This window comes from Streptomyces sp. NPDC012466 (genome assembly GCF_042955215.1).
Lineage (GTDB): Bacteria > Actinomycetota > Actinomycetes > Streptomycetales > Streptomycetaceae > Streptomyces.
The window spans coordinates 93,099-104,830 of record NZ_JBIBEQ010000014.1; the positions used below are offsets into that span (position 1 = coordinate 93,099).

At 73.0% G+C, this 11,732-nt stretch carries 9 protein-coding genes; 8 read left to right on the forward strand and 1 reads right to left on the reverse strand.

Annotated elements, in window-relative coordinates:
* Positions 1 to 26: 26 nt before the first annotated feature.
* Positions 27 to 1,379: a homogentisate 1,2-dioxygenase gene (gene hmgA / locus ACFY9E_RS36900; RefSeq protein WP_390992165.1), complete on the reverse strand. Its 1,353-nt coding sequence runs from the start codon at positions 1,377 to 1,379 to the stop codon at positions 27 to 29.
* 152 nt (positions 1,380 to 1,531) lie between these two features.
* On the opposite strand from hmgA, the gene ACFY9E_RS36905 reads away from it, so the two are divergent.
* The 8 genes from ACFY9E_RS36905 to ACFY9E_RS36940 all read left to right on the forward strand — a co-directional run bounded on the left by ACFY9E_RS36905 (position 1,532) and on the right by ACFY9E_RS36940 (position 11,675).
* Positions 1,532 to 2,128: a hypothetical protein gene (locus ACFY9E_RS36905; RefSeq protein ID WP_390992168.1), complete on the forward strand. Its 597-nt coding sequence runs from the start codon at positions 1,532 to 1,534 to the stop codon at positions 2,126 to 2,128.
* The gene (locus ACFY9E_RS36910; protein WP_390992171.1) at positions 2,125 to 2,745 is read left to right on the forward strand and encodes a TetR family transcriptional regulator; all 621 of its coding nucleotides are present in this window, start codon (positions 2,125 to 2,127) and stop codon (positions 2,743 to 2,745) included. Before ACFY9E_RS36905 ends, ACFY9E_RS36910 begins: the two co-directional genes overlap by 4 nt.
* A 95-nt stretch (positions 2,746 to 2,840) precedes the next feature.
* Complete coding sequence (locus tag ACFY9E_RS36915; protein ID WP_390992173.1) at positions 2,841 to 5,108, forward strand: molybdopterin-dependent oxidoreductase; 2,268 nt, start codon at positions 2,841 to 2,843, stop codon at positions 5,106 to 5,108.
* A 134-nt stretch (positions 5,109 to 5,242) separates the two neighbouring features.
* Positions 5,243 to 6,700, forward strand: a complete 1,458-nt coding sequence (locus ACFY9E_RS36920) for a citrate:proton symporter (protein ID WP_390992176.1) — start codon at positions 5,243 to 5,245, stop codon at positions 6,698 to 6,700.
* A gap of 22 nt (positions 6,701 to 6,722) precedes the next feature.
* Positions 6,723 to 7,973, forward strand: coding sequence for an MFS transporter (locus ACFY9E_RS36925; protein WP_390992178.1), 1,251 nt, complete (start codon positions 6,723 to 6,725; stop codon positions 7,971 to 7,973).
* Between the two features lie 100 nt (positions 7,974 to 8,073).
* Positions 8,074 to 8,661, forward strand: coding sequence for a hypothetical protein (locus ACFY9E_RS36930; protein WP_390992181.1), 588 nt, complete (start codon positions 8,074 to 8,076; stop codon positions 8,659 to 8,661).
* Between the two features lie 544 nt (positions 8,662 to 9,205).
* On the forward strand, positions 9,206 to 10,138 hold the full coding sequence (locus ACFY9E_RS36935) for a class F sortase (protein ID WP_390992184.1): 933 nt from the start codon (positions 9,206 to 9,208) through the stop codon (positions 10,136 to 10,138).
* 196 nt (positions 10,139 to 10,334) lie between these two features.
* Positions 10,335 to 11,675, forward strand: coding sequence for an ATP-binding cassette domain-containing protein (locus ACFY9E_RS36940; protein WP_390992187.1), 1,341 nt, complete (start codon positions 10,335 to 10,337; stop codon positions 11,673 to 11,675).
* Positions 11,676 to 11,732: the final 57 nt, after the last annotated feature.

Sequence of the window (11,732 nt, forward strand, 5' to 3'; positions counted from 1 at the left end):
GGGCCATCCGTACCGGTAGGAAATGATCAGTGCAAGGGGCGGAAGTGCCGCTCCAGTCCCCGCCAGACGTCGTCGTAGCGCTGCTGGAGGTGTTCCGCGCGGGCCGCGTGCGGGGTGAGGGTGAGCGGCCAGCGCGTCTCGAACATGAACGCCAGGCCGTCGTCGATCTTCTGCGGCTTCAGCTCGGCGGCGCTCGCCCGGTCGAACGTCTCCCGGTCCGGGCCGTGCGCCGACATCATGTTGTGCAGCGAGCCGCCGCCCGGGACGAAGCCCTCGGCCTTGGCGTCGTAGGCGCCTTCGATCAGGCCCATGTACTCGCTCATCACGTTGCGGTGGAAGTACGGCGGCCGGAACGTGTCCTCGCCCACCAGCCAGCGCGGCGCGAACACCACGAAGTCGGCCCCGGCCAGCCCCGGGGTGTCCGACGGGGAGGTCAGCACCGTGAAGATCGACGGGTCCGGGTGGTCGTAGGTGATGGTGCCGAGCGCATTGAAGCGGCGCAGGTCGTAGACGTAGGGCACGTGGTTGCCGTGCCAGGCGACCACATCCAGGGGGGAGTGGTCGTAGGTGGCCGTCCACAGGTTGCCGCAGAACTTGTTCACGACCTCGACCGGGCCCTCGACGTCCTCGTACGCGGCGACGGGCGCGCGGAAGTCCCGGGGGTTGGCGAGTCCGTTGGCGCCGATCGGGCCCAGGTCCGGGAGACGGAAGGGCGCGCCGTAGTTCTCGCACACATAGCCGCGGGCGGACTCGTCGAGCAACTCCACGCGGAAGCGGACCCCACGCGGGATCAGGGCCACATGTCCCGGCTCCGCGTGGAGCAGACCGAACTCCGTGCGCAGCAGCAGCCCGCCGCGTTCCGGGACGATCAGCAACTCGCCGTCGGCGTCGCCGAAGACCCGGTGCATCGAGGCGTTGGCCGTGTAGAGGTGCACGGCGATGCCGGTGCGCTGGGTGGCGTCGCCGTTGCCGCCCAGGGTCCACAGGCCCGCCAGGAAGTCGGTCTCGGGCGCCGGGTCGGGCAGCGGGTTCCAGCGCAGGCGGTTGGGGTCGGGCACGGTCTGGGTGAAGGGGGCGGTGCGGATCGAGCCGTTGTGGGTCCGGGTGAACGCCGGGTGCGCGGCCGACGGCCGGATCCGGTACAGCCACGAGCGGCGGTTGTGCGCCCGCGGCTCGGTGAAGGCCGAGCCGCTCAGCTGCTCCGCGTACAGCCCGAGCGGGGCCCGCTGGGGCGAGTTGCGGCCCTCGGGCAGGGCCCCCGGTACGGCCTCCGAGCTGTGCTCGTTGCCGAAGCCGGAGAGGTAGGTCAGCCCTTCGGCGGTCTTCCGCGCTTCCCCACGCTCGAACCCGCTCGCGCGGGTGGTGCCCCCATCGCCCATGATCGCTGCTCCCTTGCCGTTGATTCCTATGCAGTACCGTAGGATTGCGATTTCCCCGACGCAAGAGGGGCGCGCCCCTCCTCATGACGGATGACCTGAACCCGACTTGAGAACGATCCGCCGGGCCGGACGTGTGTTCTACGCTCCCCGACATGTCGTGGACACGGAGATCTGTTGCCGCGCTCGCGGGCTGTGTCCTCCTTCTGGCCGGATCCGCGGGCTGTGGCTCCGGTGACGCCCGCGAGGACGCCGCGTCGCCCTCGCCGGTCGGCAAGATCCTGGAGGACCGGGACCCGGAGGGCCGGCCCTTCCGGGAGGTCGGGCCGGAGGAGGCACCCGACGTCGGGATCGAGGTGCAGCCCGACGCGGCCGGCGGCTGGGACGTACGCCTGACCGTGCGGAACTTCCGCTTCTCACCGGCCGGCGCGGCAGCCCGGGCGGTGGCCGGGCGCGGCCTGGCGCACCTCTACGTCGACGGCCGTCCCGTCGCCCGCCTCCGCGCCCCGGCGTACCGGCTGGACGCCCGCCTCGTGCCGCGCGGCACGCACCGCGTCACGGCCCGCCTCTACGCCGACGACGCCACCGTCTGGGCGGTGGACGGCAAGCCCGTGGAGAGCACGGCCGACATCACCGCCTCGGAGCCCGGCCCGGGCGTGACACCGGACGCCGCCTCCCGCCGCAAGGCCCGGACCCAGGGGACGGACATCGGGGGGCGAGGTTCACCGGAGCGCGCCGGAGCGGCATCATGAAGCCCGTGCCCCACGCGACATCGCTCCGTCGTGCGCCCGTGCAGCGGCGCAGTGCCGAACGTCTGACCAGGATCCTCGACGCCTGTGCCGGCCTTCTCGACGAGGTCGGCTACGACGCCCTGAGCACCCGTGCCGTCGCCCAGCGGGCCTCGGTCCCGATCGGTTCGGTCTACCGCTTCTTCGGCAACAAGCGGCAGATGGTCGACGCCCTGGCCCAGCGCAACCTCGAGCGGTACTCGGTACGCGTCACCCAGCGCCTCCAGCAGGCCGGTCAGGCCGGGGGCTGGCGCACCGCCATGGACGCCGTGCTCGACGAGTACCTGGAGATGAAGCGCACCGCGCCCGGCTTCTCGCTCGTCGACTTCGGCAACCAGATCCCGGTCGGGGCCCGCCGCGCCGAACCCAACCACCGCGTCGCCGACCGTCTCACCGAACTCCTCTCCGGATATCTCGGGCGCGAGCCCGACGAGGATCTGCGCCGCGTCTTCCTCATCGCCGTCGAGACCGCCGACACCCTCGTGCACCTGGCGTTCCGGGTCGCACCGGAAGGGGACGAGCGGATCATCGACGAGGCCCGGGAGATGCTGCGGGCCTATCTGGCGCGGGCGCTCGACTGACCCCGATCCCGCCAGGGCCTCCCCGCCGTCCATACCGGTCGGTATGCTCGGGCGGGTCAGCGCGTCACCGTAGCCGCCGCCCCCCGGGAGGACCCGTGTCCCGCACCGCCCTGCGTATCTGTCCCCTGTGCGAGGCCACCTGCGGCCTGACCCTCACCATCGAGGGGACGCGCGTCACCCACGCTCGCGGTGACCGCGACGACGTGTTCAGCAGGGGCTTCATCTGCCCCAAGGGCGCTTCCTTCGGGGCCGTCGACTCCGACCCCGACCGGCTGCGCACGCCGCTCGTGCGCCGGGACGGCGAGCTGTGCGAGGCCACCTGGGAGGAGGCCTTCGACGCGGTCGCCGCAGGCATCCGGCCCGTCGTGGAGCGCCACGGCCCGCACTCCGTCGGGGTCGTCCTCGGCAACCCCAACGTGCACACCATGGCCGGTGCCCTCTACCCGCCCGTCCTGCTCGCCGGTCTCGGCACCCGCAGCGTCTTCACCGCCTCCACGGTCGACCAGATGCCCAAGCACGTCTCCAGCGGCCTCCTCTTCGGCGACGCGAACGCCATCCCCGTTCCCGACCTCGACCGCACCGACCATCTGCTGCTGATCGGCGCCAACCCGCTGGAGTCCAACGGCAGCCTGTGCACCGCCGCCGATTTCCCCGGCAAACTCAAGGCGCTCAAGGCCCGGGGCGGCAGGCTCGTCGTGATCGACCCGCGGCGCACGCGCACCGCCAAGCTCGCCGACCGGCACATCGCGATCCGGCCCGGCACCGACGCGCTGCTGCTGGCGGCGATGGCCCGGGTGCTCTTCGACGAGGATCTCGTCGACCCGACCGCGCACACCCAGGGCATCGAGGAACTGTCCGACGCGCTGCGGGAGTTCACCCCCGAGGCCGTCGCGGAGGCCTGTGACGTCGAGGCCGGCTCGATCCGCGCCCTCGCGCGTGAACTGGCCGCCGCCCCGACCGCCGCCGTCTACGGCCGGATCGGCAGCTGCACCGTCCCGCACGGCACCCTCGCCAGCTGGCTCGTCGACGTGCTGAACATCCTCACCGGCAACCTCGACCGGCCCGGCGGCGCGCTCTTCCCGCAGGCGGCCACCGACAAGACCCCGCGCCCCGCCGGACCCGGCCGCGGCTTCGCCCTCGGGCGCTGGCACTCCCGGGTGAGCCGGCACCCCGAGGCGAAGGGCGAACTGCCCCTGGCGGCCCTCGCGGAGGAGATCGACACCGCCACCGAGGAGGGCGAGCCGGTGCGCGCGCTGATCGCCGTCGCCGCCAACCCCGTGCTGTCCGCGCCCGACGGCGACCGGCTCGACAAGGCGCTCGACTCGCTCGACTTCATGGTCAGCGTCGACCCGTACCTCAACGAGACCTCGCGCCACGCCGACGTGGTGCTGCCCCCGCCGCCGCCCTCCCAGAGCCCGCACCACGACTTCGCCTTCAACACCCTCGCCGTCCGCAACCAGGTCCGCTACACCCGCCCCGCGGTCCCCCTGGAACCCGGCCGCATGGCCGAGACGGAGATCCTGGCGCGGCTGATCCTGGCCGTCACCGGCATGCACGGGGCCGATCCGGCGGCCGTCGACCAGATGGTCATCGACCAGACCCTCGGGAAGGCGGTCGAGGAGCCGCACTCACCGGTCCACGGCGGCGACCCGCGCGAGCTCGCCGCCCGGCTCACCGGCGACACCGGCCCCGAGCGACGGCTCGACATGATGCTGCGCCTCGGCCCCTACGGCGACGGCTTCGGCGCGCGACCGGACGGGCTAGGCCTGGAGAAGCTGCTCGCGCATCCGCACGGCATCGACCTCGGCCCGCTCCGGCCCCGTCTGCCCCAGCCCCTGAAGACCCGCAGCGGCCGGGTGGAACTGCTGCCCGGCCCGATCGCGGACGACCTGCCCCGCCTGCGCGCGGCCCTGGCCGAACGCCCCGAGGGACTCGTCCTGGTGGGCCGCCGCCATCTGCGCTCCAACAACAGCTGGATGCACAACGTGCCCGCACTCACCGGCGGCTCCAACCGCTGCACCCTGCACATCCACCCGGAGGACGCCGAGCGGCTGGGCGTCGAGGACGGGGCCGCCGTACGGGTCAAGGGCGCCGGGGGAGAGGTGACCGCACCCGCCGAGGTCACGGACGCGGTGCGCCGGGGAGTGGTGAGCCTGCCGCACGGCTGGGGCCACAACCGTCCCGGCACCCGCCTCAGCCACGCCTCCACGGACCCCGGCGTCAACGTCAACCAACTCCTCGACGGCCGGCTGCTCGACCCGCTGTCGGGCAACGCGGTCCTCAACGCGGTACCGGTCGAGGTGGCCCCCGCGCCGGCCACGGGAGGCGCCTCCGTGACCGAAAAGCTCACCGCTCTGACCTGAGCAAAGCTGTGACCAGCAGTTTTGCGCTTATTGCTCGCACGTCAACGTCTTGTTAACGCTGCTTGAACGGACCTAACGTCTCGGACACCGCCGGCCCTGGTGGGAGTTCAAGGGCGAACGTTAGGTATCCACTCATGCTGACCATCCTCGGCTTCGCCATGATCGCGACCTTCCTGGTCCTGATCATGATGAAGAAGATGTCGCCGATCGCGGCGCTCGTGCTGATTCCCGCGCTGTTCTGCGTGTTCGTCGGCAAGGGCGCCAAACTCGGCGACTACGTCATCGACGGCGTGACCAGCCTCGCCCCCACCGCGGCGATGCTCATGTTCGCGATCGTCTACTTCGGTGTGATGATCGATGTCGGTCTCTTCGACCCGATCGTCCGCGGCATCCTCAAATTCTGCAAAGCCGACCCGATGCGGATCGTCGTCGGCACCGCCGTGCTCGCCGCGATCGTGTCGCTGGACGGCGACGGCTCGACGACCTTCATGATCACCGTCTCGGCGATGTACCCGCTGTACAAGCGCCTGAAGATGAGCCTGGTCGTGATGACCGGTGTCGCCGCCATGGCCAACGGCGTCATGAACACCCTCCCCTGGGGCGGCCCGACCGCCCGCGCCGCGACCGCGCTGAAGCTCGACGCGAGCGACATCTTCGTCCCGATGATCCCGGCGCTCCTGGTCGGCCTGCTCTTCGTCTTCGGCCTCTCCTACGTGCTCGGTGTGCGCGAGCGCCGGCGGCTGGGCGTGCTGACGCTGGACGAGGTGCTGGAGGAGGAGAAGGAGGCCGAGACGGTCCTCGTCGGCTCCGGCGGCTCCGGCGACGGCAACGGCAAGGTCTCGATGCGCAAGGGCGGCACGGCCGCGGCGGGCGTCACGGGTGGCGCGGGCTCCGGCACGGACGCTCCCGGGCACGCCGAGGACTCCACCGCTTCCGCGGACGACGACGGCTTCCAGGGCCTCGACCCGAACCGGGCCACCCTGCGCCCCAAGCTCTACTGGTTCAACGCGCTGCTCACGGTCGCCCTGCTCACCGCCATGATCATGGAGTGGCTGCCGATCCCGGTGCTGTTCCTGATCGGCGCCGCGCTCGTCCTCTCGGTGAACTTCCCGCACATCCCCGAGCAGAGGGCCCGCCTGGCCGCCCACGCCGACAACGTCCTGAACGTCTCCGGCATGGTCTTCGCCGCCGCCGTCTTCACCGGCGTCCTCCAGGGCACCGGCATGGTCGACCACATGGCCAAGTGGATGGTGGACGTCATCCCCGCCAGCATGGGCCCGCACATGGCCCTCGTCACCGGCATCCTGAGCCTGCCGCTCACCTACTTCATGTCGAACGACGGCTTCTACTTCGGTGTCCTGCCCGTCCTCGCCGAGGCGGGCGCCGCACACGGGGTCACCCCGCTGGAGATGGCCCGCGCCTCGCTGGTCGGCCAGCCGCTGCACATGTCCAGCCCGCTCGTCCCGGCCGTCTACGTCCTGGTCGGCATGGCCAAGGTGGAGTTCGGCGACCACACCAAGTTCGTCGTGAAGTGGGCCGCCCTCACCTGTCTGGTCATCCTCGGCGCGGGCATGCTCTTCGGGATCATCTGAGCCCTTCATGGAGGACGTCGTCGTGAGGCCCGGTGGGAACCGCGGTTGGCTGCTCCGCCTCGTCATCGCCTTCAGCTTCGCGCAGGGGGCGGTGTCGATGGCCCGGCCCGCCGTCTCCTACCGGGCCCTCGCGCTGGGCGCGGACGAGCGGGCGATCGGTGTGATCGCCGGTGTCTACGCGCTGCTGCCCCTGTTCGCCGCCGTGCCGCTCGGCCGTCGCACCGACCACGGCCGCTGCGCGCCCCTGCTGCCGGTCGGCGTCGTCCTCATATCCGGCGGCTGTGCCCTCAGCGGCGTCGCCGGCTCCCTGGGGACGATGGCCCTGTGGAGCGGGGTGATGGGACTCGGGCACCTGTGCTTCGTCATCGGCTCCCAGTCCCTCGTCGCCCGCCAGTCCGCGCCGCACGAACAGGACCGCAACTTCGGCCACTTCACCATCGGCGCCGCCCTCGGCCAGCTGGTCGGCCCGGTCGCCGCGGGGACGCTGATCGGCGCCGATGACATGGCCGGCAGCAGCGCGCTCGCCCTCATCGCGGCGGGCGCGACCGCGGCCGTCGCGTTCACCTCCCTGTGGCGCATCGAGCACCGCCGTACGGCGTCCCCGTCCCGCCCGGACAAGGCCGACCGGATCCCGGTCCGGGGCATCCTGCGCACCCGGGGGGTACCGGCGGGCATCTTCATCAGCCTCGCCGTGCTGTCCGCGACGGACATCCTGACCGCCTACCTGCCGGTGGTCGGCGAACACCGGGGCATCGCGCCGTCTGTGATCGGCGTCCTGCTCAGTCTGCGCGCGGCGGCGACCATCGCCTGCCGCCTGGTGCTGACGCCCCTGCTGCGGCTGCTCGGCCGGACCCTGCTGCTGACGCTCACCTGTCTGCTGGCGGCCCTGCTGTGCGCGGGCATCGCGCTGCCGGTGCCGGTGTGGGCGCTCGGACTGCTGCTGGCCGCACTGGGATTCTGCCTCGGGGTCGGCCAGCCGCTGTCCATGACGACGGTCGTCCAGGCCGCCCCCGACGACGCCCGCTCCACGGCCCTCGCCCTGCGCCTGACCGGCAACCGGCTCGGCCAGGTCGCCGCGCCCGCCGGGGCCGGGCTGATCGCCGGAGTCGCGGGCGTGGCGGCGCCGTTCGTGATGCTCGGAGTGCTCCTGCTGTTGTCGGCCGGAGTCGCCGTCCGGTCACGGCGGGAGCAGGAGGAGGCGGGTGGTGAGGTCCCTGGGCCGCGAAAGGGCCTCCGGCGCGGGGTGCCGCTGCGCCGGAAGAGCGATATCTGACGCGTCGTAGGGCGGTGCTGCCGCCTTTTCGGCGGTGAGGTGACAGAGAGTCAGGTGACGAGGTGTTTGTATGTAAATCATCTGACTTGGAGGCATGTTCATGCCCGTCGTACCCCTCGCGCGCCGTGCCGGCACCCGCACCGCCGCCCTCGCCGCCCTCACCCTCGCAGGGACCGCCCTGAGCGGGGTGTCCGCCGTCGCCGCTCCCGTCCCGGGGGACAACGGAGACGTCAAGATCCACGCCAGCACGACGGCCTCGGACAATCAGCGCAACGACCCGAAGGTCTGCGACTTCTACCTCTCCGCGTTCAACTTCGACGCGGGCGAGAAGGTCAACTGGACCATCCAGACCGAGCCCGAGGTCCCGGGCGGGGCCACACGCACCGGCACCTTCACCGCCGACCCGACCGGCAAGGGCCGTACCGCGGCCGTCGATCTGCCCAACGGGCAGTACAAGCTGACGTGGCTCACCGACCAGGCCCACGGCGCCGGCAAGTTCAAGGTGTTCAAGGTCGACTGCCCGACCTCCAAGCCGACGACACCGGTCGGCGGCCCGCCGGCGGGCGGTGGCGGCATCGCCCGCGGTGAGGCCTTCACGCCGGTCACCGGCGCGGCCGCGGTCGGCCTGGCCGCCGTCGCCGGGACGGTCTGGTTCCGGCTCCGTCGCCGCCCCGATGGCGCCGCGTAGGCCACGTTCCACGGATCGCTCCGCCCGGGCGGGACAGGGCGCGCTCGGGCCTGCCGCCGGGTCGGTGAGGCGCAGGGGTGGTGCCGGGGCCGGCGCCGCCCCCGCGGTGCGGCGTGAGGCCGGTTCCCGTTCCGCCGACGCGTCGCCGCGGCGCGGGGACGGAACCGGGGCTGCCGCGGTTCCGGTCGGCCGACGGGGCGCTGCCGCCGGCTCCGGGACGAGGCGCGGGGGCGATCCCGGACGTGCTGCGTCCGCGGTGGTTAGGCGCGGGGCCGGTGCCGGCCGCGCGGCGACAGGGCGGGGTGCGGCCGGGACGGTCGCGGAGGCAGGGCTCCGGCGTGGGGCCGGGTCCACTGTCGCCCCGGTGGTCCGGCGTGGGTCAGGGTCCGCTGTCGCCCCGGTGGTCCGGCGGGGTTCCGGAGGCGGTGGCGGCGCCGTCGCGCCGGGGCGGCACACCGCGTCCGCCGACGTCCCCGGGGCGTGGTCCCGCCGGTCCCGCCGGCCCTGGTACCGGAGGCGTGCGTACCGGCTGACGCGGACGATCGTGGTGGCCGTCTCGCTGCTGGTGGTGGTCGGTGTCTGCTGGGACCGGGGCGAAGAGCCCGGCGGAACGGTCACGGCCCTCCCGCCGGGCTTCGCCACGGCCGCCCATCCGGGTGGTTCCGGCACGGGTACGGCTGCCCTGCCGGGAGCCCCTGGCGCAGGTGCCCCACCGGGCGTTCCCGGCACGGGCAAGGCCGCCGGACAGGGAGCCCCCGGCGCCCGCTCCGCCGCCCCCGGATCCGGCCCCCGCGCCGCCGCCCCGCCCCCGGCACCCGCGTCGCGCAAGGCCGCGGCACACACCCCAGGGCCCCGCGCCCAAGGGCCCCGCACACCCCGGCCCTCCACCCCCGGGCCCCGTCAGGACAAGCCCGCCTACACCAAGCGCCCCGCAGCCGCCGCCCCACGCCCCGCTGCCAAGCCCGCCGTCCCTGTACCCGCCGCCCGGAAGCCCCGCCCCCCGGCCGGTCTCCGCCCCCTGCCCCGTTCCCGGGCCACCCGCCTGCTCATCCCCTACCTCCGTCTCGACGCCCCGGTCATGGACCTCGGCCTCGATCGCGACCACCGCCTCACCGCACCCCCGGACGACGACCCCGAGCTCGTCGGCTGGTACCGGCACGGCGCCTCGCCCGGCGAACAGGGCACCGCCGTGGCCGTCGGGCATCTGGACACGGACAGCGGGCCCGCCGTCTTCGCGGGACTGACCGAGCTGAAACGGGGCCGCATCGTCAAGGCCCGCCGCGCCGACGGACGGGTCGCCGTCTACACGGTCGACAAGATCAGGTCGTACGAGAAGGCCCACTTCCCGAGCCAGGAGGTGTACGGCACCCGGGGCCGCCCCGAACTGCGCCTGATCACCTGCGGCGGCAGCTACGACCGCAGGAAGGGCTACTCGGGGAACCTGGTCGTCTTCGCCCATCTCACCGGCATCCGCTGACCCGGGCCGTTCCGCCGGGGGCCTGAACCGGGCCGTCCGCCTTCTCACCAGATGGACCGGAGCCCCCGATCCTGCCCGGTGTCTTCCCCAGGCCGCACACATTCCGTTAACTTCCGTGACGCACAGCCCCGTACGACCCGCACGGGGCTTCCGACCGCGGAGCACCAGCGCCCTGATGACCCCTCGGGGGCCCCTCATGACACGCGCCATCTCCCTGCACGACGTGAGCAAGGCCTACACGCGGGGCGTCCGTGTGGTGGACCGGCTCTCGCTGGACATCACGCCCGGCGAGTTCCTCGTGCTGCTCGGCCCGTCCGGCTGCGGCAAGTCGACCGTGCTCAGAATGATCGCGGGGCTGGAGGAGATCGACGAGGGCCGGCTGCTCCTCGACGGCCGGTACGCCAACGACCTGCCGCCGTCCGGCCGGGACATGGCGATGGTCTTCCAGAACTTCGCCCTCTACCCGAACATGACCAGCCGTGCCAACATCGGCTTCCCGCTGCGGATCGAGGACCCGGGCGCGGACCCGCGCCCCCGCGTCGACGCCACCGCCCGCATGCTCGGCATCGAGGACCTCCTCGACCGCCTCCCCGGTCAGCTCTCCGGCGGCGAACGCCAGCGGGTCGCGATGGGCCGGGCCATCGCCCGCCACCCCTCCGCCTTCCTCATGGACGAGCCGCTGTCCAACCTCGACGCCAAACTCCGCACCCATCTGCGGGCCGAGATCTCCCGGCTCACCCAGGAGCTGGGCGTCACCACGATCTACGTCACCCACGACCAGGCCGAGGCCATGTCGCTCGGCGACCGGGTCGCCGTGCTGCGCGGCGGTGTGCTCCAGCAGATCGACACCCCCCGCGTGGTCTACGCGCTGCCCAGCAACGTCTTCGTCGCCGCCTTCATCGGCACCCCGCGCATCAACCTGCTGCGCGGCCTGGTGCGCGCCCCGCTCGACGGGGCGATGACCATCAGCCTGGGCAAGCAGTTCCTGCGCCTGCCCGAGCCGCTCTCCCTGGACCATCAGCTGCTGCGTGTCCAGCAGGGCCGCGAGGTCATCGTCGGTCTGCGCTCGGAGGCCGTCCGGATCGCCAAGCACAGCGCGGCCCGCCCCGGCGAGGTGCCGATCACCGGCCTGGTGGAGCACGTGGAGTTCCAGGGGCACGAGATCCTGGTCCACTTCAACACCGGCTCCAGCCCCGCCGTCGTCCCCGAGCTGGAGGCCCCGCGCCCCCGCCCCGGCCGCCCCGTCCGTCGGCGCCGTCGCGACGGCTCGGTCCTCACCCGGCTGCGGGAGCGGTCCGGAGCCGGGCGGGCCGGACCCGTCGTCGCCCTGGACCGCCCGGAGGACACCCCGAGCGGCGCCGTGACCGCCGAGGCCCGCCTGCCCGGGGACCTCATCGTCCGCACCACCCCGGACCTGGCCCTGCGCCACGGCATGCAGGTGCCGCTCCTGGTCGACCTCGCCCACCTCTTCGTCTTCGACCACAACGGCGACCGCATCTGCCCGCACCCGGCGCGCCTTCCCGACCTGGGGGAGTGAGGAGCGGCACACCCGGGCGAGGCGCACACCGTGCTGTGATGGCCCGGCATGCCCGGG